Source organism: Micromonospora sp. CNZ296 (genome assembly GCF_007827635.1).
Genome location: NZ_VISW01000003.1, coordinates 194,153 through 216,465, shown reverse-complemented (window position 1 = coordinate 216,465; position 22,313 = coordinate 194,153). Strand labels below are relative to the sequence as shown.

Below are 22,313 nucleotides of genomic sequence, written 5' to 3'. Positions count from 1 at the left end.
TCAGCACCGGACCGGCGCGTCGGCGGGCGCCGGGAACCACAGCTCGGCGACCAGGCCCCGGGGCTCGCCCTGGCGCATGGTGAGCCGGCCGTCGGAGGCGTCCACGAGCACCGCCGCGATGGTCAGCCCGAGGCCCACGCCGTCCACGTTCTGCGCGTCCGGCGCCCGCCAGAACCGCTCGGTGGCCTGGTCGAGCTGACTGGTGGTCATGCCCGGGCCGGTGTCGCCGACGGTCAGCACCGTCCCGCCGTCGGCGGCCCGTACGGTCACCGTCACCTCTCCACCGGCGCCGCTGAACTTCACCGCGTTGTCGATCAGGGCGTCCAGCGCCTGGTCGATGGCGGTCGGCACGGTCCGGGCGTACGCCGGCGCGTCCTCGGCGTCGAGGCGGAGCGTGACCTCGCGGTGCCGGGCCAGCGGCAGCCAGGCGGCCACCCGGGAGGCGGCGGTGGCGGTGGCGTCCACAGTCACCCGCTCGTTCTCCTCCCGCTCGGCGCGGGCCAGCGTGAGCAGCGCGTCGAGCACCGTCGCGAGCCGGTCGGTCTCCTCCAGCGCCAGCCGGTGCTCGGCGCGCCCGTCCGGGTCGGTGAGGCTGGGGCCCAGTTCCTCCACCCGCAGCCGCAGCGCGGTGAGCGGGTTGCGGAGCTGGTGGCTGGCGTGCGCGACGAAGGCGCGTTGCCGGTCCATCACGTCGGAGACCGCGTCGGCCATGTCGTTGAAGCTGGTCGCCAACCGGCGCAGTTCGGGCGGCCCGAGTCCGGCGCGGACCCGCGCGGCGCGGCGGCCCTCGGCGATCTCGTGGGTCACCGCGTCCAGCTCGGTGACCGGGCGCAGCACCCAGCCGGCCAGCCCGAACGCGGTCGAGACGCAGGCCAGCACCGCCAGCAGGCCGATGCCCGCGAGCAGCAGCCACCACACGGTGACGGTGCGGCGCACGCCGTCCGCCGGGCTGGTCGTGACCACGGCGCCGAGCACCTCGCCGCCGTCGTTGATCGGCACGGCCGTCACCACCGGCCCGCCGACCCACGGCCAGACCGACTCCGGGCCGCTGAACTGCTGCCCGGACAGGGCGGTGTCGAGCGCCGCGCGGGTGCCCGCGCCCGGTTCCCACCCGGACGAGGCCACCACGGTACGGCGGTCCCGGTCCACCACGGCCGCGCCGATGCCGTAGAGCGCGTCGTAGGCGGCCAGTTCCCCGTCCAGCGGGCCGGGGCTGCCGCCCCGCAACGCCGGCCCGGCCAGCGAGGCGAACCGGGTGGCGTCGGCGAGACGGTCGGCGCGGACCCGGTCCGTCTCCCGGGTCGCGAGCGTGGCCGCCAGCGGCGTCTCCAGGGCGATCAGGACCAGCACCATCAGCAGCAGGTAGCTGATCACCAGCCGGCGGCGCACGAACCGGCCCTCACGCCTCGCGGAGCCGGTAGCCGACCCCGCGTACGGTCTCCACCAGCGTCGGGTCGCCGAGCTTGCCGCGCAGCGACCCGACGTGCACCTCCACGGTGTGCCGGTCGGCCCAGGTGGTGCCCCACACATCGAGCAGGATCCGCTCGCGCGGCACCGCCGCCCCGGGCTGGCGGGCCAGGGACAGCAGGATGTCGAACTCCTTGCGGGTGAGCGAGACGTCCCGGCCGGCCACCGTCACCGTCCGGCCGCCCACGTCGATGCGGACCGCACCGGCCTCGATCAGGTTGCGCTGCGGCGCGGTGTGCGCGGCCCGGCGCAGCACCGCCTCGATCCGCGCCTGCAGCTCCACCATCGAGAACGGCTTCACCACGTAGTCGTCGGCGCCCAGCCGCAGCCCCAGCACCCGGTCGCGTTCCTCACCGCGCGCGGTCACCGCGATGATGCCGAGCCGGCTGCTGCGCCGCCGCAGCTCGCGGCACAGGTCGGTGCCGTCGCCGTCGGGCAGCCCCAGGTCGAGCAGCACCAGGTCGCAGGGGGCGGCGGAGAGCGCGGCGGCCACCGTCGCGGCGTGTTCCACCTGGTAGCCGCGCCGGGTCAGCGCGGACGACAACGCCGCGGCGACCCGGCGGTCGTCCTCGACCAGGAGGATCCGCACCCGTTCCTCCCTCGACTCGACGTGTTGCCCTGCGAATGGTGGCAGACGCGCCGCCGGGACGCGAGGCCGCTCTAGGCTGCTGCCGTGATCTACAAGATTCTCACCGACGACGAGTGGACGCAGGCGCGGGCGGACGGGCGGTTCGCCGGCACCGCGATGGACCGGCAGGACGGCTACGTCCACTTGTCCGCCGCCGACCAGGTGGTGGAGACCGCGCGGAGGTTCTTCGCCGGGGTCACCGGCCTGACCGTGCTCGCGGTGGACGAGTCCCGGCTCGGCGACGCGCTGCGCTGGGAGGAGTCCCGCGGCGGCGCGCTGTTCCCGCACCTGTACGGGGCGTTGCCGGTGGACGCGGTGGTCGCCGCGCACCCCCTGCCGGCCGACCGGCCCGCCGCCGACGCGGTGGCCGAACTGCTCGGGTGAGCGCTCGTTATGCTGCGTCGAGCCCGCCCGACGGCGCGACGCGCCCTGGCATGTGATGCGAGTTGAGATGACTGACAGCAACGACCGGTCCGCCTCCGTCTTCGTCCACCCGACGGCCGACGTGGAGTCCGGCGCCCAGGTCGGCGACGGCACCAAGGTCTGGCACCTGGCGCACATCCGGTCCAGCGCCCAGGTCGGCGCCGGCTGCGTGATCGGCCGCAACGTCTACGTCGACGCGGGCGTCACCGTCGGCGACCTGGTGAAGATCCAGAACAACGTCTCGGTCTACCAGGGCGTGACCATCGAGGACGAGGTGTTCGTGGGCCCGTGCGCGGTGTTCACCAACGACTTCCGTCCGCGCGCCCAGAATCCGGACTGGACGATCACCCCGACGCTCGTCCGCCGGGGCGCGTCGATCGGCGCGAACGCCACGCTCGTGTGCGGCATCGAGGTCGGCGAGTACGCGATGATCGCCGCCGGCTCGGTGGTGACCCGCGACGTCAAGCCGTACCAGCTGGTGGCCGGCAACCCGGCCCGCCCGAAGGGCTGGGTCGACGCCAAGGGCGAGGTCATCTCCCGCGACGTCGACAACCCGCCGCACCAGGGCTGACCGGACGAGACAGGGGCGACGACCGGCGCGGTCGTCGCCCCTGCTCCGTCGGTACGCCTCAGCCGCAGAGCCGGCCGATCTCGTCCCGGAACCGGTCCATCGGATTCGACCCGGCCGGGCCGAGCAGGTACTCCTTCAGCTCCCGCCGCGCCCCGGTCATCGGGTCGTCCCCGGCCCGGGTCACGTCGAGGATCTTCGTCAGCTCGCCGCAGTCCGCCGAGAGCAGGTACGCCGCCCGAGCGGTCGGGAACTGCCGCCGGAACTCGTCCTCGGGCAGGCCGGCCGGATTCGCCACCACGTACGGGCGCTCGCTCTGCACGAAGTCGGAGACCACGCTGGACACGTCGCTGACCAGCAGGTCGGTGACGTTGAAGCAGTCGAACAGCCCCGGCGTGCGGCCGGTGACCACCAGGTGCGCGGTGCCGTCCAGCGAGGACGGATCGGTCTCGCCGCCGGCGGCCTTGATCCGGGACACGATCCGCTCGTGCACGGCGCGGGCCTTCGGCGAGCGCGTCCCGGTCAGCGGGTGCGGCTTGTAGATCACCCGCACGTCCCCGGCTGCGAGCAGGCCGGACACGATCCGCTCACCCATCAGCACGAGCGACGTGTGGTACGGGTCGTCGTCGAGCCAGCCCTCCCAGGTCGGCGCGTACAGCACCGTGAAGCGGTGGTCGGCGGCGCCCGAGCCGAACGTGTGCACCCCGGCGAGCTGCGGGCGGCCGACCTCCACGATGTCGCGGTCCAGCACGCCGACGTCGGCCCGGGCGTACCGTTCCCGCCCGGCCGGCCCGGCCACCCAGACCTCGTCGTACACCTTGCTGTACGGGTTGACGCTCGCCTGCTTGTCGCTGTCGCCGTGGCCGACGAAGACGTGCTTCACGCCCGGCTCCCGCAGCAGGTGGATGTTGGCGCCGACGTTCGCGGCGTACAGCGCCACGCGCAGCGAGCCCAGGTCCAGGTTCATGAAGTCGACGCCGGCCGGCACGCAGATCACCGGCAGCCGGGTGTCGGCGAGCTGCTCGAACGCGTCCGCGGCGCGCAGCAGCACGACGGCGCGACGGCCGGTCGCCTCCACCGGCGCGAGCCACATGTTGGCCTGGTAGACGTCCTTGGCCGGGCCGGCGAAGTAGAGCGCCACCTCGGGCCGTTCCCGGGCCATCCAGTCGTGCACGGCGGGCAGCACACCCGGGGCCTTGCCCCGGCCGCGCAGCGCGGTGAGCGCCAGCACCGCGGCGGTGACCAGGCCGGCGGCGAGCGTGACCAGGGCGGTGAGCACCACCGGGGCGACCCGGTCGAGTGCGGCGGCCACCACTGCCGCGGGCACCAGCAGCACGTTCAGCAGCGGCATGCGCAGCCCGGCCAGCAGCCGCGCCCAGGCCGGCGGCACCGGAACCCGCCGCAGCGCGCCGAGGTCGATGTTGCGGGTGTACGCCGGTGGGTCGACCCGGCCGTCGATCACCTTGGTCACCGCGTTGGTGGCGACGGCCACGGTCCACAGCGCGGCGGGCAGCAGCAGGACGGCGACGGTGCCGGCCACGCCGGGACGCACCGCGGCGACCACGAGCAGGACCACCGACAGGTCCCGCACCAGCCGCCGGAATGTCTCGCCCAGACCGGCCTTGTCGAGCAGCGTGGCGGTCTCGGTGTGCCGCCCGGCCAGGGCCAGCTCACCGGCGACGGCGACCACCGCGGCCACCGCGTACGGGACCACCAGGCCGAGAACTCCGGCGAGGACCATGACCGCGTAGCCGAGGAGCGTCGCGCCGACCGCGGCGAGACCCTGCTGGCTGCGTACTCTGCTGAACAACGACACGCTCCCTGTCTGCCCCACCGATGTCGGTGCGGGTCGATTTCCGACGGCTGCGACCCTAAACGGATCACATGACACAAGTATTGCCGGGGTGTCCGGCAGGTGAACTCCACACGGCGTGATCCCGGCTCATCCCGGCGGCGGCACGCGACGGGCCCCGGCCGTTCGAGACGGCCGGGGCCCGCGGAGTCGGTGGGGTCAGCCCCCGATGACCACCCGGCGCACGCCGGTCCAGCGCGCCGGGTCGGTGACCCGGCGGCCGTCGACCAGCACCGTCACGCCCGGCAGGTCGGCCGGGGCGAGGGTGCGGTACTCGGCGTGGTCGGCCTGGATCACCGCGGCGCCGACCGGCTCGCCGTCGTACCCGGGCAGGCCGTGCGCGACCAGCTCCTCGTTCGTGTACATCGGGTCCGAGACGTACGGCACCGCACCCCGCCGGCGCAGCGCGTCCACGGTCGGGAAGACACCGGAGAACGCGGTCTCCTTGACGCCACCCCGGTAGGCGGCGCCCAGCACCAGCACGCCCACGCCGGTCAGATCGCCGTACGCGGCGGCGAGCAGGTCGACCGCGTACTCCGGCATGGCCGCGTTGGCCTCGCGGGCCGAGCGGACCACGGTGGCGGCCGGGTCGTTCCACAGGTACATCCGCGGGTAGATCGGGATGCAGTGGCCGCCGACCGCGATGCCCGGCGAGTGGATGTGGCTGTACGGCTGCGTGTTGCACGCCTCGATGACCTTGGTGACGTCCACGCCGACGGTGTCGGCGAAGCGGGCGAACTGGTTCGCCAGGCCGATGTTCACGTCCCGGTAGGTCGTCTCGGCGAGCTTGGCCAGCTCGGACGCCTCGGCGGAGCCGAGGTCCCAGACGCCGTTCGGCCGGTCCAGGTCGGGGCGCTCGTCGAAGTCGAGCACCGCCTCGTAGAACCGCACGCCGTGCGCGGCCGACGCCTCGTCGATGCCGCCGACCAGCTTCGGGTAGCGGCGCAGGTCGGCGAAGACCCGCCCGGTGAGCACCCGCTCGGGGCTGAACACCAGGTGGAAGTCGGTGCCGGCGGTCAGGCCGGAGCCCTCGGCGAGCATCGACGCCCACCGGTTACGGGTGGTGCCGACCGGCAGCGTGGTCTCGTAGCTGACCAGCGTGCCCGGCTTCAACCCACGGGCGATGGCCCGGGTGGCGTCGTCCATCCAGCCGAAGTCCGGCACGCCCTCGGCGTCCACGAACAGCGGCACGACCACGACGACCGCCTCCGACTCGGCGACCGCGGCGGCGGTGTCGGTGGTGGCCGACAGCAGGCCGGCGGCCACCGTCTCCTTGAGCTTGACGTCCAGGTCGGCCTCACCCGGGAAGGGCACGGCACCGTCGTTGACCAGCTGGACGACCCGCTCGGAGACGTCGGCGCCGATCACCCGGTGCCCCTTGGACGCGAACTGCACGGCCAGCGGCAGACCGATCTTGCCGAGCGCGACGACGCAGATGTTCATGAACTACTTTCCTCCAGAGGGCCAGATTCGGCGCAGGCGGGCAAGGAACCGACCGGGGGTCACCGGCGTGATCGCGACGATCACCTGGCCCTTGTGGTTCGTGGTGGGTGTGACGAGGTGCCAGCGGACACCGCGCCGGGCCACCAGCCGGGGTGCGGCGACGGGGCGGTCGGTGCGCAACGGCGCCGAGCCCGTCCCGCCCAGGGCGGAGACCTCGGCGCGTACGATACGACGCTCGCCTGTCCCCGCGACGACCGCCAGCAACCGGTCCACCGCGAAGTCCGTTCGTACGACGGTACCGCTGCCGGAGGACTCGGCCGACGTGACACCCGTCAGATCGCCCACACTGACCCGCAGCGCCTCCGCGCTCAGCTCGGCCAGCTCGGCCCAGCGGCTGCGGGCGGTGACCACCAGGGCCCGCGCCCCGGCGGCGTCGCGTCCCCAGGCCAGCCCGGTCGCGGTCAGCTTGGCCAGTATCGCGGCGGCCCGCTCGGTGACGTCGTACCAGTCGTCCGGGTAGCCGAACGCCGGATCGCGGAAGCCGACGTGGTCGGCGTACCAGCGGTCGCCGTCGACGACCACCTCGGGCAGTGACCGGTCGGACTGCTGGCCGATGAGCGTGCACAGCGCGTCCAGGTCGCCGTCGCGCGCCACCGCCACCCGCAGCCGCTCCTCGGGCGCCATCCGGGCGGTCACCCCGTCGGTCAGGTACGCCTCGGCGAGCTTGCGGATCCGGTCGTGGACGTGCCGCTGCACGTCCGGGGCGAGGGCGAGGAACTCCGCGCGGAGCAGCTTCGCCACCTCCCAGGTGAAGTGGCGCACCAGCACCGCGTCCCGCCGCGGGCCGGGCTCGATCAGGCCGGCGACGAACCCGACGAGTTCCTCGGCGCAGCGCAGCCGCTCCTCGAACCGGCTGGCGTACGTGATGTTCTGGGCGTTGTCCCGCTTGACCGCGTAGTAGAACTCGTAGTCGCCGAGGACCGACACCTTCTTCGCCCGGACGCACGCCTCCAGCGTGAACGGCTGGTCGCTGCCCATCCGCATGTCCGTACGGAACCGCAGGCCGTGCCGCTCGATCAGGTCCCGGCGGAACAGCTTGGTGTTCGACAACGACCAGGGCAGGTCGCTGTCGAACAGGTCGAGCCGCTCCCGGGTGGTGGCGTAGACGGCCTGGTGCACGTAGCGCTTGTTGGTGCCGACCATCCGGCCGAGCACCACGTCGGAGTCCCACCGGTCGGCGGCGTCGACGAGGCGCTCCAGCGCCTCCGGGCCGAGGTGGTCGTCCGAGCCGATGAAGAAGACGTACCGGCCGCGGGCGTGGTCGAGCGCCAGGTTGCTCGGCGCCGCCGGGCCGCCGGAGTTGGCCTGGTGCAGCACCCGGACCGTGCCCGGGTACCGCTCGGCGTAGCGGTCCAGTTCCGCGCCGCTGCCGTCGGTGGAGCCGTCGTCGACGGCGACGACCTCCAGCCGGTCCCGGCCGATGCTCTGCCCGACGAGCGAGTCGAGGCAGGCGGTCAGGTACGGCATGGTGTTGTAGACGGCGACCACCACCGTCACGTCCGGCCCGTTCACGCGCCCACCTCCACCTGTGCCGGCTCCACCGGGGCGTGCGCCGGCGGCGTCGGCCGGGGCGGCGCGTCGGGCAGCAGCCGGGAGTAGACCTCGTCGAGAACCCGCGCCTGCGCCTCCCAGGTCCAGCCGGCCAGCAGGCCCGGCCGGTCGTACGCGGCGCGGTACCGCTGCGGGTCGGCGAGCACCGCGGTGACCGCGCGGACGAAGTCGGCCACGTCCTCGGCGCGGAACACCTCACCCTGACCGGTCTCCCGGACAGTCTCGGCCATGGTGCGCACGTCGGAGACGACCAGTGGCAGGCGGGCGTGTGAATACTCGAAGAACTTGGTGATCAGCGCGATCTCGTGGTTCGGCCAGTGCTGGATCGGGATGACTCCGACCTGCGCGCCGCCGAGATACCGGACCACCTGGTGGTGCGGCACGTACGGCAGCACGTGCACCCGGTCCGCCACGTCCAGCTCACCGGCCCGGGTGACCAGGCCCCTGACGTACGCCGAGTCGGGCTTGTTGACCACGAACGCGACGTGCGCGCCGGGCAGCCGGGGCAGCGCCTCGACCATCACGCCGAGGCCGCGCTTGGCGGCGGCCACCCCGCTGTAGACCAGCAGCGGCTCGTCCGGCCCGAGCCCGCAGCGGGCGCGGATGTCCGGCGCCGGCCCGGCCGGATCCGCGGGCAACTCGTCCACCGCGGGTGCGTTGAGCACGACCGCCGGCCGTTCGGCCAGCCCGTGCTCGGTGCGCAGCAGGTCGGCCAGACCACCGGAGACGGTCATGGTGGCGTCGGCGTACGGCACGTACTCCCGCTCGTGCGCCACGTTGCCGGGCAGCCAGCGGGCGTTGTCGCGCCACGGCTGCACGCCGGGCAGGTATTCGTGGGCGTCCCAGAGCAGCGCGATCCGGCGGCCCTTCGCGGCGGCCCGGACCTTCGCGCGGGCGCCGACGCCGAGCATCCGGAAGTCGTTGGCGTGGATCAGGTCCGGCGCCAGCTCGTCGACCACCGGGCCGTAGGCCAGCTCGTAGTCCCACAGGCCCGGTTCCAGGCGCCGCCACGCGCCGTCGCCGCGCAGCTTGCGCCAGAACAGCGTGTACGCGCGGTCCCAGGGGCCGTCCAGCTTGCGGCCCTTGCGGGCCCGGGTGAGCTGACGGTTGCGGAAACCGACCCACTTGCGGGTCAGGCCGGACAGCTTCTCCTCGGCGCGCAGCGCGGCCCAGGGCAGCCCGCCCGGCCGGCCCGCGCCGGACTCGCGGGCAGCGACGGTGAGTGCCGCCCGGCGGACCGCCAGGTCCGCGCGCCAGGCCTTCACCGCCTGGGTACGCTGCGCCGCGATGCCGCTGGGCGGATAGGCGAGCGGGTGCCGCAGCCAGGCCCGGCGGAACTCGTGCCGGCGGCGGGCCAGCGGCTCGGGCATCGGCACGAGGCGTACCTCGGCGGCGCCGAGGCGCCAGCTCTGCGGGCTGCCGACCGGCGCGCGGCCGAGCAGCACGACGTCCCAGCCGGCGTCGGCGGCGGAGCGGGCCGCCTTCTGCACCCGGGAGTCCCCGATGACCCCGTTGTCCACCAGCATCACGACCCGTCCCCGGGTGCCCGCCGCTGCGGTCGTGCCGTCAGATCCCATTCCTGCCCGTTTCGTCGTCGCCAGCACCGCGCCCGCGGACCCGAGCGAGTCTACGACAGCGGATCGGGCTCGAACGCCCGCCGCCGCCGGTGCCCCACGACCTGGTGTGACGGTTGCTACCCTCCATCCTGTTCAACGACCGGCGCCCGCTCCGGGTCGTTCGCCGGGTCGCCGGCCGCGCCACGCGGGCCTCCGGACAATCGCAGCTCAGCGCGAACGGGACCGCACAATGGACGTGGTGACCACCGAGGAACCCAGCCGGCCCGCACCAGCCCCGCCGACCGGCCCGGCCACAGCCGACCGCGTCCGGCCCGGCTACGTCCGGCGGCTGCGCGACGCCGCCCGGGACGCGGCGCCCGCGCTGGCGTTGTACGCGGTGATCCGGCTGATCGGCGTGCTCGTCGTCTACCTGTGGGCCCGCAACATCGACGTCTCCCCGGTCGAGCGGCTCACCCGGGCCGACGGCAACTGGTACCTCGGGATCGTCCAGCACGGCTACGACGGGTACGAGAAGACCCAGAGCAACATGGCGTTCTTCCCGCTCTACCCGGGCCTGACCGCGGCCCTGGAGCGGCTCTCCCCGTTCAGCCCGCGCGAGTCGGCGCTGGTCGTGGCGTGGCTGGCCGCGCTGGCCGCCGCCTGGGGCCTGTACGCCATCGGCAAGCACCTGCACGACAGGCGTACCGGCATCCTGCTCGCCGCGCTCTGGGGCGCCGTGCCGCACGCCGTCGTGGAGTCGATGGGCTACAGCGAGAGCCTGTTCACCGCGCTGGCCGCGTGGACGCTGTACGCGTTGCTGCGCCGGCACTGGGTGACCGCCGGTGTGGTGTGCCTGTTCGCCGGCCTGACCCGGCCCACCGCCTCGTCGCTGATCCCGGTGGTGGGGCTGGCCGCGCTGCTGGCGGTCGTCAGGCGGCGCGACGGCTGGCGGCCCTGGGCGGCGCTGCTGCTCGCCCCGGCCGGCTGGCTGGGCTACCTGGCCTGGGTCGGCACCCGGACCGGCCGGCCGGACGGCTGGTTCCACATCCAGTCCGCCGGGTGGGGCACCACCTTCGACTTCGGCGTCTACACCGTCGACCGGGGCCAGCAGGCGCTGGTGCAGGTGGCCGCGTTGCCGCTGCTGGTGGTCACCGTGGTGGCGCTGCTGTCGATCATGTTCTTCGCGTTGAGCGCGATCGACCGGCAGCCGTGGCAGTTGCTGCTCTACAGCGGCCTGATGTTCGTCACCACGCTCGGCGCGGCCGGTTACTACCACTCCAAGGCGCGGTTCCTGCTGCCGGCGTTCCCGCTGCTGCTGCCGGCCGCCGTGGGCCTGGCCCGGGCCGGATGGGCCCGGGCCGGCACGGTGCTGGTCACGCTCGTGGCGCTCTCCGCCTACTTCGGCGGCTATCTGCTGCTGATCTGGACGAAGTCGCCGTGACCGGTCAGCGGGTGAACGGCCGGACGTCCCACACCCAGACGTCCTCGACCCGCTCCCCCGGGCCGTAGAGCGCGTCCAGCACGGTCTTCAGGTCGTCGTGGCGGCGGGCGCCGCGGTCGGGCAGCACCACGGCGTCGGCCTTCCAGTAGCGGACGTCGGCGCGCGCCTGGTCGACGTCGGCCTGGCCGACCGTGGTGTCCCGCTCGCCGAGCGAGACGGCGGTGAGCAGCTTCGCCGTGGGCTGCGGGTCGACGCCCCAGCGGCCGGTGTTGTCGGTGGCGGAGACCGGCGCGAGGAAGTAGCCCTCGGGGACGGCGAAGCCGGCCACCGCGGCAGAACTCCAGTACAGCGACGTCATACCGTTCACCGGGACCGGGACGAGCGTGCGGCCGGGCGCCACGTGGTCGCGCCAGGTGCCGGCGGTGACGAAGTCCGGCACCGGGGTGCGGCCCTTCGCGTCCAGCGGCATCGGCAGGATCGGCAGCAGTGCGGCGGCCACCGCCACGGCCCCGACGCGGGCGGCCAGGCGGCCGGCCGGTTCGGTGCGGCGGGCGGCGAGCCGGTCACCGGCGACCGCCAGCAGCACACCGAGCGCCACCGTGGTGATCAGCGCGAACCGGGACACCACCACGGAGTCGAACACGGGCAGGTTCTGCACCAGGGCGAACGGCGCGGGGACGTCGGTGCGACGGGTGCCGACGGTCCAGGTGGTGCCGATGGAGAACAGCGCCGACACCAGGCCGACAGCCCCGAGGACCCGGACCGTGGTCTCCCGGCGCAGCCACCAGAGCACCCCGGCCGCCAGCACCACCAGGGACCAGCCGTAGAAGCTGGCCTGCTCGGTGGTGTTCGGCGCCCAGCCGATCGCGCTGGTCGGGCCACCGGCGATCGACTTGGTGGCGAACTCGACGAACGAGCCGAGCTTGAGGGCGTAGATGTCCGGGGTGCCGGGGTGGCCGACCCGGTGCTGCGGGCCGGCGAACTGCATCCACAACGGGTACGCCGCCGCCGCGGACACGAGCACGGCGGTGATCGCCAGACCGGACAGCAGCGGGCGCAGCCGGCGTACCGCGTCGCGGGGCCGGAAGACGAGGTAGGCCAGGACCAGCATCAGGCAGCCGAGCGCGGTCAGGAAGAGGATCTCCAGGCTGATGAAGAACTGGGCCACCACCAGCCCGCCCAGGATCAGGCCGTCGCGGATCACCCGCTCGCCGCGGGACAGCGCGATCACCCGCCAGACGATGAACGGCACCAGCCACTGCGCGGTGATGTGCGGGTGGCCGTTGCTGTGCGAGATCAGCGCCGGCGCGAAGGCGCAGAACAGTCCGCCGACGAACGCGGCCGCACGGGAGTCGACCACGTGCCGGGACAGCACGTGGTACCAGGCGTACCCGGTGCCGGCCAGGTTCAGCGTGATGAACAGCAGATAAGAGAAGGACGCGCCGAAGAGCAGCGTGACCGGGGTGAGCACCAGGCCGGGCAGCTGCATCCCGACGTTCGTCATCAGGTTCACGCCGGCCGGGGCGTTCTGGAGCGTGGTGAAGAACGGGTTCTCCAGGTTGGTGACCGCGTGCGCCGCGTACGCCAGCATCCACTCGTTGAAGCCCTGGTCGTTCGGGCGGCTGCCGAGCAGCCGGCCGTCGTAGTCGCGCCAGCCGCGGGCGGTGACCCAGAACGCTCCGGCGAGGTAGATCAGGGCCACCAGCGCGTCGACCCGCCGCCACCGGCCGCCGCGCCGCTTTTCGGCCGCGGTGTCCGGCTCCGGCTGCTCCGGCTGCTCCGGGGCCGCGGTCGTCGTCGGGCGCGGGGTGGACGACCCCGGATCGGACGAGTCGTCGGCCGCGGACCCGTCGCCGCCGGTGGGGGCGGGCTCACGGTCGCGGGTGTCGGGCGCAGGCGCGGTCATGGCGTAGGAGTCTACGAAAGCGGAGGCCGCGGTCGAGGACCGGCCGAGACGGCGTGTCCGGCCGGCCGGGACCGCCGGTGACGGGACCGCGGTGATCCGGGGCACGGCGCACCCGCCGGCCGCCGGGCGGCGGCAGGTCCGGCGCGCGAAACGGCGTTATTGTAGTGTCCGCACGCGCTCCGGCGGTCGTTACGCGGCCACCAGCACAGCAGGTACCGCGTCCGGCCGAGCCGTCCAGGCCGCGACACGGCATCTCCCCACCTCCCCAGGATCGGAATCGATGAACAACGGGCGAACTCTCTGGGACTCGTTGAAACTCCCCCGGCCGCGACGGTCCGGGTCCCGGCCGCACATGGTCTACCTCGCGATCGGCTTCCCACCGGCGGCCAAGAGCTGCGCCTACCGCATGCGGGAGACCGCGAACCAGTTCGCCGCCGCGGGCTGGGACGTGACCGCTGTCACCATCGCGGACGAGGCCTGGGAACGGGAGTACGGGCTCGACCACACCCTCTCCCAGGGGGTGGATCCCAGCGTGCGCGTGGTGAAGCTGCCGCTGTTCCGGGACGACCTTGAGACCGACATCCGCACGTTCACCGAGCAGCGTGCCCTGGCGCACAAGGACTACCTGGCCGACCTGCGCAAGCAGAACCTCAAGGTCTTTCCCGAGCCGGTCTTCGGCGGCTGGCGTCCGGCGCTGGAGAAGGCCCTGCTCCGGATCCACCGGGAGCGGCACGTCGACCTGCTGGTGACCACCTGCGCGCCGTACGTCAACCTGTCCGCGACCTGGAAGCTGTGGGAGACGCACCGGGTGCCGTACGTGGTGGACTTCCGCGACGGCTGGTCGGTCGACGTGATCAACAACGGTGAGGCGTTCACCCGGGAGTCGGTCTCCGGCCAGTGGGAGATCAAGCTGCTCACCAACGCCGTCGCCATCTGGAACGTCAACGAGCCGATCTCCCGCTGGTACCGCGAGCGCTATCCGGAACTGGCGCACAAGATGCGGGTCGTGCGCAACGGCTACGACGCGGCGAGCATCCCGGCCCAGGTCCGCCCCGCCCCGCCGGACCGGCCGCTGACCTTCGGCTACCTCGGCGCGCTGAACCTTCCCGTCCCGCTGCTGAGCGCCGTGCTCGAGGGCTGGCGCACGGCACGCGCCGAGGACCCGGCGCTGGCCGACGCCCGCTTCGAGGTGCGGGGCCACATCGGCGCCGCCTGGGCGCGCGGCGACAACGCGCACGCGGAGCTGCTCAGGGCCGCCGCCGTCGACGGCGTGCTGGTCGGCGGCTCGGTGCCCAAGGCCGAGGTGGTGGACCTCTACTCCCGCTGGGACGCGGTGGTGCTGATGGTGACCGGCGGCCGGTACATGACCTCCGGCAAGGTGTACGAGTACATGGCGACCGGCCTGCCGGTGGTCTCCGCCCACGAGGCCGACCACGACGCCTCCACGGTGCTGTCCACCTATCCACTCTGGACCGGCGCGGTCGGGCTGGACCCGGCCGAGCTGACCGGCGCCTTCCGGCGGGCCGCCGCGATGGCCCGTACCGCCGACGCGGCCGAGCGGGAGAAGGCCCGCGCCGAGGCGCGGCAGTACGCCCGCGAGGAGCAGCTCATCCCCGCCGTCCGGGAGGTGACCGAGCTGGTGCTGGGCACCGGCGGTCCGGCCGGCACCCCACAGCCCTCCCCCGCCGGCGCGCGCGTCCTGGCCCGAGAAGGTAGGTCATGATCGAGGTCCTGATGGTTATGGGCACCGTCCCCGGACGGGTGGCGGTCCTGACCGACGCGCTTCAGCAGTTCCGTGACAGGGGCGTCACCGTACGGGTGGCCACCACCTTCGACCCGGTGGAGAAGATCCCGGCGGCGACCGAGCTGGCCGAGGTGCACCTGCTGCCCACCGCCACCGAGCTGGGCCCCCGCTTCGGCCGGGCGGTCAAGCGGGCGGCCCCGGCCCGGCGCCCGTGGCTACGCGCCCAGCGCGACCCGTGGGTACGCCGGCACGCCAAGCGGGCCGACGTCCTGGTCGCGCTCGACGCGCAGGCCCTGCACACCGTCTGGCAGCTCGCGCAGCGCTACCGGCGGGCCGACGCCGTCTACGGCATCGCCCCGGCGCTGCGGGCGGTGGAGAAGCGGTCCGCCGATCCGGCGCGCTACCGCCGACCCCGGCTGAACACCGTCGGCCCGGCCCCGACCGTGCTGGCGAGCGCCACCCGCAACCAGACCGTCGACCTGGCGAAGCGGGTGTTCGAGATGAGCACCGGCAAGCGGGCCATGAAGCTCAGCCCGGTGCGCTGGTTCTGGCAGGGCGCCGTCACGGCGCCCGGCCTGCCGGAGCGGCACCGCGGCAAGATCGCCCGGCGGGTCACCGGCAACATGCTCAAGACCGGGCACGGCGCCAGCGCGAAGCGGCTGGCGCTGGCGGCGCAGGGCCGGCTGAAGAGCCCGGCGACCAAGGGGCAGCTCCTCGGCCCGATCGTGGACGCGGAACTGAGCCAGGGCAAGGTGCCCGAGCACCTGATGACAGTGGTGCGAGGTCAGCTCAAGCTCGCCGACGGCTTCCTCAAGAAGCGCAACCCGGGCAAGGCCGCGCCGCACGTGCTGCGCGCGTTCAACCTGATGTTCCACCGGATCGTGCAGTTCGACGGCACCACCTCGCCGCTGGCCGAGGACCCGGAGAAGTTCCTCGCGCCGCTGCACGACAGCGAGGCCGGCCGGGCGATGGCGACGCCGCGCGGGCGGCAGAGCCCGGCGGCGTTCCCGCCCGCCGGCCGGCCGCACCGGATGCTCTTCTTCACCGGGCTGAACGACAACTTCCTCGGGCCGATCCTGGAGCGCTACGAGGCGATGCCCGGGGTGGAGGTCCGCCGGCTGAACCTGATGGAGGAGTCGATCCTCCCGGTGCTCAGCAACGGCCGCACCAACGTGACGCTCCACATGCTCGCCGGCGCCTCCAAGCGGGCCGGGGAGGTCCAGGAGGCGTGGGGCCCCCACCTGGAGTGGGCGGACACGGTCTTCGTGGACTGGTGCAACCTCGGCGCCGCGATGCTGACGATGATCGACCCGGGCACCACCCGGGTGGTCGTCCGCCTGCACAGCTTCGAGGCGTTCAGCTGGTGGCCGCACCTGACCGACTGGTCGCGTGTGGACGACGTGGTCTTCGTCTCCGAGCACCTGCGCGACCTGGCGCTGGCCGCGGTGCCGCGGCTGCGCGCGCCGCAGGGCCCGCGGACCCACATGATCAGCAACGCGATGGACCTGCACCGGTACGTGGCGCCGAAGGTCTCCGCCGACAGCCGGTTCACGCTCGGGCTGGTCGGGTTGAGTTCCCTGGCGAAGGACCCGCGCTGGGCCCTGGCGGTGCTGCGGGAGCTGCGCCGGCACGACGAGCGGTACCGTCTCAAGCTGGTCGGCGACGACCTCAACCCGGAGCTCAGCCCGGCGATCACGGCCTACGTCCGGGAACTCGACGCCGAGCTGGCCGAGCTGGAGCCGTCCGGCGCGGTGGTGCGGACCGGCCGTACCGAGGACGTCCCCGGTGCGCTCACCGACGTCGGGGTCATCCTCAGCACCTCGCTGCGGGAGAGCTTCCACTGTGCGCTCGTCGAGGGCGCGGCCAGCGGCGCGGTGCCCGTGGTGCGCGACTGGCCGTTCTTCGCCGGCCGCCCGCACAGCGCCCGGAGCCTGTTCCCGAGCGACTGGGTGGTGGGTACGCCGCAGGAGGCCGCCGAGCGGATCCTGGCCCTCACCGCCACCGAGGAGACCTGGCGTGAGGCGGGCCGGGCCGCGGCGTCGCACGTGCTGAGCACCTGGGACTGGTCGGTGACGCAGAAGGACTTCGACCGGCTGCTGCTGGAGCCGCCGGCCACGTCCGGCTGACCGGCGTACACGTGATCGGCCGGCTCCCCGTCGCGGGGAGCCGGCCGAATCGTTCTGTGCCGGGGGTCAGCGCGAGGTGGCCGCGTACTCCCGCTCGTCGCCGGGACGCCGGGACGCCGGAGGACGCGCCCCACGCGCGGCGGGCGTGCCCAGCAGCGAGCCGTACACCTCGTCGAGGATCCGGGCCTGGGCCTCCCAGGTCCAGCCCTCCAGCAGGCCGGGCTTGTCGTAGGCGGCCCGGTAGCGCTCCGGGTCGGCGAGCACGGCCCGGACGGCCCGGACGTAGTCGGCCCGGTCCTCGGCGGTGAACACCTCACCCTGCCCGGTGGCCCGCGCGGTCTGCGCCATGGTCTTCACGTCGCTGACCACGATCGGCAGCCGGGCGTGCGAGTACTCCAGGAACTTCGTGATCAGCGCCAGCTCGTGGTTGGGCTTGTGGTGGATCGGGATGACCCCGGCGTCCGCGCCGGACAGGAACGGCACCACCTGCCAGTGCGCCACGTACGGCAGCAGGTGCACACGGTCCGCGACGCCGAGTTCGGCGGCCCGCTCCCGCAGCGCCTCGGAGAACTGGTTGTCGCCGTTCGGGTTCATGGTCACGAACGCGACGTGCACGTCGGGCAGCTCCGGCAGCGCCTCCACCATGATCTGGCAGCCCCGGCTCGGGTTCACCGCGCCGGAGTAGACGAGTACCGGCGTACGGCTGTCCACGCCGCACAGCGCCCGCAGGTCCGGCACGTCGCCGTCGGCCTCGGCCGGCGGCGCCATCGGCGCGTTGAGCACCACGGCCGGCCGGTCGGGCAGGTTGTGGGTCTCCTGGAGCAGGTCGGCGAGCGTGTCGGAGACGGTCACCACCGCGTCCGGATAGGCGGCGTACTCAGCCGTGTAGGCGATCTGGGCCGGCAGCCAGCGCGGGTTGTCGGCCCGGCCGGTGATGCCGCCGACGAACTCGTGGGCGTCCCAGACCAGCTTGGTCCGCCGGCCGGCGGCCCGGGCCCGCAGCGTCGCCCGCGCGCCGATGCCGAGCATCCGGAAGTCGTTGGCGTGGATGATGTCCGGCTTGAGTTCGTCGAGCGTCTTGCGGAAGGCCAGTTCGAAGTCCCACAGGCCCGGGTCCAGCCGGCGCCAGGCGCGGTCGCCCAGCAGCCCCTGCCAGAACCGCACGGGCAGGCGGCTGAACAGCGCCTCCGGATCGGTCTGCGCCTTGCGCAGCCGACGGGTCTCGCCGCTGCGGAACCGTACCCAGCGGGCGAGCGCGGTGGCGGCGGCGCGGGTCGGCAGCTGGGCCGCCCGTCCCACGGCGGCCGGAAGCCCGCCGCCCAGCGCCTGGGCGCGGACGCGGCGCTCGTACAGATCGGCCTGCCATGCCTTGATCTCCTGGACCCGGTACGCGGCCTTGGTGGTGGACGCGTACGCCAGCGGCCGGCGCAGCGACCGGCTGTACTCCCGGGGCAGCCGGTGCAGCGGCTTGGGCACCCGCAGCAGCCGCACCTCGGCGCCGCCGATGCGCCAGGTGTCCACGTCGGAGCGGGCGTTGCGGATGCCGAGGAGGAAGACCTCCCAGCCGGCGTCGGCGGCCGAGCGCGCTGCCTTCTGTACCCGGGAGTCGCCGTGGACGCCGTTGTCGACCAGCATCACCACCCGGCCCCGGGTCGGTCGGGCATCGCTGTTAGCGCCAGCTTGCATCGGGTGCTTCTCCTCGTTGACGGTGCGGGCGTGGGTGGTGGTCGGGCGGGTCACCGGAGGAAGGCGTCGAAGACCTCGGCGGTGCGCCGCCCGTCGTGGTGGTCACGGACGTAACGGGTGCCCTCCGCGGCCAGGGCGACCGCGGCGGGCCGGTCGTCGAGCAGCGACTCGATGGTCTTGACGAGGGTGCCGGGGGTGGCGTTGGCGATCGGCGGCTGGATCCCGGCGGCCCGGTGCGGCCCCTCGCTGAGGTACGCCACCACGACCCGGCCGGCGGCCATCCCCTCGCAGGAGAAGGTGCCGTAGCTGCCCATCACCAGCTGGTCGACCACGATGTCGCACTCCTGCACCTGGCGCCGCATCTCGTGGTGCGGCAGCCCTTCCACCAGGCGCAGTTCGATGATCCGTCGATCGTGCAGCTCCTGCAACCGGGGCAGGAGCCGGTCGGTGCCCTTGGTCCACCGCTTCGACGGCGCGTGCAGCACCACCGGCCGGGCGCGTTCCAGCACCGGGCGGTCGCAGGCCCAGGCGTCCACGTCGACGATCAGCGGCGCCCACGTGGCGGACGGCACGTCGTCCAGCAGGTCGGGGGTGGTCACGAAGAACGGCAGGCCGCTCTCCTCGGCGGTGCGCCGGTTCCGCTCGGCGACTGTGGTGAGCTGCCCGATCAGGTCCGCCGGGGCGTCCCGGAACGCGGACTCGGCGTGCCGCTCCAGGTGCGCGCCCGGATGGCGGATCTCGCTGCCGTGCGCCAGCAGCGCGACCTTGAGCCGGGCCCGGCGCAACGCGGGCAGGTCCGCGGCGATGTCGTCGCCGTTGGCCCGGCCGAGCACCGGACGGAACGCGTCCACGATCAGGTGGGTGTACCAGCCGAGCACCCGCTCGGCCCGCGCGATCTGCACGTCGAGCCGGTGCTCGCCGGGGTAGTTCAGGTAGCGGTCGGCCGGGTAGCGGTAGGTGGCCGGTGGCTTGGCCATCACCAGTTCCACGCCGACGTCGGCGCGGGCGGTGGTGATCGCCACCGCCAGGGCGGAGAGCTGCCCGGCGTAGTTCGCCGTGCCCAGCCCCAGCCGGATCGGCCCGGCGCCGAGCGGACGCCACGGGCCGGGCGTGCCGGCCTCGATCGGCGCGACCGGCGGCTCCTGCGCGGGAGATGCCTCGTCGCCGCCGCGCTGCCGGGCCCGTTCCACCGCCTTGGTGAACGAGGGCAGCGAGCCGGGCGCGAAGCATTCGCCGCCGCCGTGCCGGGCCAGGTGCTCGCGCGTCACCCGGCTGTCGGCGGCGACCACCCGCAGCCCGGCGGCGAGGTAGGTGTCCAGCAGGTCGAGACCGGCGTCCGGGTCGAACCCGAACACCGCCACGTCCGCCGGGGCGAGGAACGCGGCCGTCACCGTACGCGGGCGCGGCACCACGTGGACCCGGCGGCGCGCCTTGCCGGCGCGGCGGGTCAGGTCCTGGGCCGGCGCCCGCTCCGCCTCGTCGCAGACCAGCGCCAGGTGGAACTCGGGCAGCCGGACGAGCGCGCGCAGCACGCCGTCCAGCGCCCGGTCGCCGGTGATCCCGCCGGCGTGCACCAGCAGCGGCGTGCCGGCGGGGAGTTCACACAGTTCGCGTACCGAAGGGGTCTGCCAGGGCCGCGCGCCGGCGGCGGCCCGGCGGAGCGCGATGCGCCACCGCCGGGGAATCCGCCGCCGTACCGCGGAGACCGTCCGCCGCACCGGCGCCGGGCTCATCGCAGTGCCGGCTCCGCGTCGCTGCCGCTGGCCGCGACGGACACGACCTTGCCGTCGGCGGACGACTCCAGCAGGGCGGCCGCGACCTGCACGGTACGCAGACCCTGCCGCAGCGTGACGATGTCGCTCTGCTTGCCCTCGACCGCGTCCCGGAAGCGCTCGTGCTCGACCAGCAGCGGCTCCCGCTTCGGGATCGCGTAGCGGACCATGTCGCCCTCGGCCACGCCGCGGAACGCGCGCAGCGCCTCCCACTCGGTGTCGATGGCGGCGTTGGCGTAGAAGGTCAGGTCGGCGGTGAGCGTGTCGGCCACGAAGCAGCCCTTGTCACCGGTGATCACAGTCGACCGCTCCTTGAGCGGGCTGAGCCAGTTCACCAGGTGGTTGACCATCGTGCCGTCGGCGAGCTGGCCGACCACGGCGACCATGTCCTCGTGCAGCCGGCCGCTGCGCGAGACGGTGCGGGCGGCGACCGAGCTGTACTGCTGGCCGGTCACCCAGGCGGTCAGGTCGATGTCGTGGGTGGCCAGGTCCATCACCACGCCGACGTCGGCGATCCGGTGCGGGAACGGGCCCTGGCGCCGGGTCACGACCTGGAACACCTCGCCCAGCTCGCCCGCCTCCAGGCGGGTGCGCAGGCTCTGCAGTGCCGGGTTGTAGCGCTCGATGTGCCCGACGCCGGCGACCAGGCCGGCGTTCTCGAACGCCTCGACCAGCCGGGTGGCGGCGTCGACGGACTGGGCGAGCGGCTTCTCGATGAGCGCGCAGACGCCGTTGGCGGCCAGCTCCATGCCGATCGGCTCGTGCAGCGCCGTCGGGCAGGCCACCACCGCGTAGTCGACGCCGAGGGCGAGCAGGTCGCTCAGCTCGGGTACGACGGGCGCGCGCAGCGTGCCGGTCACGTCGCCGGCCGGGTCGACCACGCCGACCAGCTCGACGCCGTCCAGGTTGGACAGCACGCGGGCGTGGTTGCGGCCCATCGCGCCGAGGCCGATCAGGCCGGCCCGCAGCTTCCGTCCGCTCATCGGGCACCCCCGGCCAGGTTCGCGCCCTCGGCGATCCGCTCCAGGTCGGCAGGGCTCAGCGACGGGTGCACCGGCAGCGAGACCACCTCGGCGGCGGCCCGCTCGGTCTCCGGCAGGTCCCACGCGCCCGGCTTGCCGTCGGCGTCGAGGTACGGCTTGAGCCGGTGGATCGGGGTCGGGTAGTAGACCGCGTTGCCGATGCCCAGCTCGGTGAGGCGGGCCTGGGCGGCGTCCCGGTCGGCCCGCACCCGCACGGTGTACTGGTGGTAGACGTGCTTGGCGCCGTCGGCGACGGGCGGGGTGACCATGCCGGTGATCGCCGAGTCGAGGAACTTGGCGTTGGCGCGGCGCTGCTCGGTCCACTCGGCGAGCTGGGTGAGCTGCACCCGGCCGATGGCGGCGGCCACGTCGGTCATCCGCATGTTGGCGCCGACGATCTCGTTGGCGTACCGCTGCTCCATGCCCTGGTTGCGCAGCAGCCGCAGGGTCCGGGCGAGGTCCGCGTCGGCGGTGGTGATCATGCCGCCCTCGAGGGAGTGCATGTTCTTCGTCGGGTAGAAGCTGAAGCAGCCGGCGGTGCCGAACGCGCCGACCGGGGTGCCGTTCAGCTCGGCGCCGTGCGCCTGCGCGGCGTCCTCGACCACTGCGAGGCCGTGCTGCTGCGCGATCGCCATGATCCGGTCCATCGCGGCCGGGTGGCCGTAGAGGTGCACCGGCATGATCGCGACCGTCTTCGGCGTGATCGCCGCGGCGACCGCCTCCGGGTCGACGCAGAAGCTGCCCGGCTCGATGTCCACGAAGACCGGCTCGGCGCCGACCAGCCGGACCGCGTTGCCGCTGGCGGCGAAGGAGAAGGACGGGACGATGATCTCGTCACCGGGGCCGAAGCCGAGCGCCATCAGCGTCAGCTGGAGCGCGGAGGTGCCGGAGTTGACGGCGATGCAGTGCCGGCCGCCGACCAGGTCGCCGAACTCCTCCTCGAACGCGGCGACCTCGGGGCCCTGCACGACCCGGCCGCTCCGCAGCACCCGGACGGCCGCCTCGATCTCGGCTTCGCCGATGATCGGCCGTGCGGGGGGAATGAACTCTGGATGCGGCCCGACCATG

16 protein-coding genes are annotated in these 22,313 nt (G+C 73.7%); 5 read left to right on the top strand and 11 right to left on the bottom strand.

Going from position 1 to position 22,313, the window contains the following annotated elements:
• Positions 1-1,389: a sensor histidine kinase gene (locus FB455_RS06505; protein WP_030270477.1), complete on the bottom strand. Its 1,389-nt coding sequence runs from the start codon at positions 1,387-1,389 to the stop codon at positions 1-3.
• A gap of 10 nt (positions 1,390-1,399) precedes the next feature.
• Entirely contained in the window at positions 1,400-2,056 is a 657-nt protein-coding gene (locus tag FB455_RS06500; RefSeq protein ID WP_030270479.1) for a response regulator transcription factor, read from the bottom strand.
• A gap of 84 nt (positions 2,057-2,140) precedes the next feature.
• On the opposite strand from FB455_RS06500, the gene FB455_RS06495 reads away from it, so the two are divergent.
• On the top strand, positions 2,141-2,479 hold the full coding sequence (locus FB455_RS06495; protein WP_030270481.1) for a DUF952 domain-containing protein: 339 nt from the start codon (positions 2,141-2,143) through the stop codon (positions 2,477-2,479).
• Between the two features lie 67 nt (positions 2,480-2,546).
• Positions 2,547-3,089, top strand: coding sequence for an acyltransferase (locus FB455_RS06490; protein ID WP_013285274.1), 543 nt, complete (start codon positions 2,547-2,549; stop codon positions 3,087-3,089).
• A gap of 58 nt (positions 3,090-3,147) precedes the next feature.
• Here FB455_RS06490 and FB455_RS06485 read toward each other — a convergent pair whose 3' ends face one another.
• The 4 genes from FB455_RS06485 to FB455_RS06470 all read right to left on the bottom strand — a co-directional run bounded on the left by FB455_RS06485 (position 3,148) and on the right by FB455_RS06470 (position 9,518).
• On the bottom strand, positions 3,148-4,896 hold the full coding sequence (locus FB455_RS06485; RefSeq protein WP_013285273.1) for a CDP-glycerol glycerophosphotransferase family protein: 1,749 nt from the start codon (positions 4,894-4,896) through the stop codon (positions 3,148-3,150).
• A gap of 201 nt (positions 4,897-5,097) precedes the next feature.
• Complete coding sequence (locus FB455_RS06480; protein WP_013285272.1) at positions 5,098-6,381, bottom strand: nucleotide sugar dehydrogenase; 1,284 nt, start codon at positions 6,379-6,381, stop codon at positions 5,098-5,100.
• Between the two features lie 3 nt (positions 6,382-6,384).
• Positions 6,385-7,953: a glycosyltransferase family 2 protein gene (locus tag FB455_RS06475; protein ID WP_030270483.1), complete on the bottom strand. Its 1,569-nt coding sequence runs from the start codon at positions 7,951-7,953 to the stop codon at positions 6,385-6,387.
• On the bottom strand, positions 7,950-9,518 hold the full coding sequence (locus FB455_RS06470; protein ID WP_013285270.1) for a glycosyltransferase family 4 protein: 1,569 nt from the start codon (positions 9,516-9,518) through the stop codon (positions 7,950-7,952). The genes FB455_RS06475 and FB455_RS06470 overlap by 4 nt, the downstream gene beginning before the upstream one ends.
• A gap of 280 nt (positions 9,519-9,798) precedes the next feature.
• On the opposite strand from FB455_RS06470, the gene FB455_RS06465 reads away from it, so the two are divergent.
• Positions 9,799-10,989, top strand: a complete 1,191-nt coding sequence (locus FB455_RS06465; protein ID WP_145752641.1) for a glycosyltransferase family protein — start codon at positions 9,799-9,801, stop codon at positions 10,987-10,989.
• 4 nt (positions 10,990-10,993) lie between these two features.
• Here FB455_RS06465 and FB455_RS06460 read toward each other — a convergent pair whose 3' ends face one another.
• Complete coding sequence (locus tag FB455_RS06460; protein ID WP_327653026.1) at positions 10,994-12,895, bottom strand: DUF6311 domain-containing protein; 1,902 nt, start codon at positions 12,893-12,895, stop codon at positions 10,994-10,996.
• 280 nt (positions 12,896-13,175) lie between these two features.
• Here FB455_RS06460 and FB455_RS06455 point away from each other — a divergent pair, with 280 nt between their 5' ends.
• Together FB455_RS06455 and FB455_RS06450 are read left to right on the top strand one after the other, a co-directional pair.
• Positions 13,176-14,618, top strand: a complete 1,443-nt coding sequence (locus FB455_RS06455) for a glycosyltransferase family protein (protein ID WP_013474735.1) — start codon at positions 13,176-13,178, stop codon at positions 14,616-14,618.
• Complete coding sequence (locus tag FB455_RS06450) at positions 14,615-16,765, top strand: glycosyltransferase family protein (protein ID WP_357089017.1); 2,151 nt, start codon at positions 14,615-14,617, stop codon at positions 16,763-16,765. The genes FB455_RS06455 and FB455_RS06450 overlap by 4 nt, the downstream gene beginning before the upstream one ends.
• Positions 16,766-16,831: 66 nt before the next feature.
• Here FB455_RS06450 and FB455_RS06445 read toward each other — a convergent pair whose 3' ends face one another.
• Genes FB455_RS06445 through FB455_RS06430 form a run of 4 tightly spaced genes read right to left on the bottom strand, consistent with a single transcriptional unit; the run spans position 16,832 to position 22,312 of the window.
• Positions 16,832-18,451 (bottom strand): glycosyltransferase family 4 protein, encoded by a 1,620-nt coding sequence (locus FB455_RS06445; RefSeq protein ID WP_186466381.1) that lies wholly within the window; start codon positions 18,449-18,451, stop codon positions 16,832-16,834.
• 50 nt (positions 18,452-18,501) lie between these two features.
• Positions 18,502-20,184, bottom strand: a complete 1,683-nt coding sequence (locus tag FB455_RS06440) for a glycosyltransferase family protein (protein ID WP_145752635.1) — start codon at positions 20,182-20,184, stop codon at positions 18,502-18,504.
• The gene (locus tag FB455_RS06435) at positions 20,181-21,206 is read right to left on the bottom strand and encodes a Gfo/Idh/MocA family protein (RefSeq protein ID WP_145752633.1); all 1,026 of its coding nucleotides are present in this window, start codon (positions 21,204-21,206) and stop codon (positions 20,181-20,183) included. Before FB455_RS06435 ends, FB455_RS06440 begins: the two co-directional genes overlap by 4 nt.
• On the bottom strand, positions 21,203-22,312 hold the full coding sequence (locus tag FB455_RS06430) for a DegT/DnrJ/EryC1/StrS aminotransferase family protein (protein WP_145752630.1): 1,110 nt from the start codon (positions 22,310-22,312) through the stop codon (positions 21,203-21,205). The genes FB455_RS06435 and FB455_RS06430 overlap by 4 nt, the downstream gene beginning before the upstream one ends.
• Between the last annotated feature and the right edge of the window lies 1 nt (position 22,313).

Excerpts from the sequence above, each read along its gene's own strand:
- FB455_RS06490 (WP_013285274.1), top strand. The coding sequence starts at position 2,547 with ATGACTGACAGCAACGACCGGTCCGCCTCCGTCTTCGTCCACCCGACG.
- FB455_RS06480 (WP_013285272.1), bottom strand. The coding sequence starts at position 6,381 with ATGAACATCTGCGTCGTCGCGCTCGGCAAGATCGGTCTGCCGCTGGCC.
- FB455_RS06470 (WP_013285270.1), bottom strand. The coding sequence starts at position 9,518 with ATGCTGGTGGACAACGGGGTCATCGGGGACTCCCGGGTGCAGAAGGCG.
- FB455_RS06465 (WP_145752641.1), top strand. The coding sequence starts at position 9,799 with ATGGACGTGGTGACCACCGAGGAACCCAGCCGGCCCGCACCAGCCCCG.
- FB455_RS06460 (WP_327653026.1), bottom strand. The coding sequence starts at position 12,895 with ATGACCGCGCCTGCGCCCGACACCCGCGACCGTGAGCCCGCCCCCACC.
- FB455_RS06455 (WP_013474735.1), top strand. The coding sequence starts at position 13,176 with ATGAACAACGGGCGAACTCTCTGGGACTCGTTGAAACTCCCCCGGCCG.
- FB455_RS06450 (WP_357089017.1), top strand. The coding sequence starts at position 14,615 with ATGATCGAGGTCCTGATGGTTATGGGCACCGTCCCCGGACGGGTGGCG.
- FB455_RS06445 (WP_186466381.1), bottom strand. The coding sequence starts at position 18,451 with ATGCAAGCTGGCGCTAACAGCGATGCCCGACCGACCCGGGGCCGGGTG.
- FB455_RS06440 (WP_145752635.1), bottom strand. The coding sequence starts at position 20,184 with ATGAGCCCGGCGCCGGTGCGGCGGACGGTCTCCGCGGTACGGCGGCGG.
- FB455_RS06435 (WP_145752633.1), bottom strand. The coding sequence starts at position 21,206 with ATGAGCGGACGGAAGCTGCGGGCCGGCCTGATCGGCCTCGGCGCGATG.
- FB455_RS06430 (WP_145752630.1), bottom strand. The coding sequence starts at position 22,312 with ATGGTCGGGCCGCATCCAGAGTTCATTCCCCCCGCACGGCCGATCATC.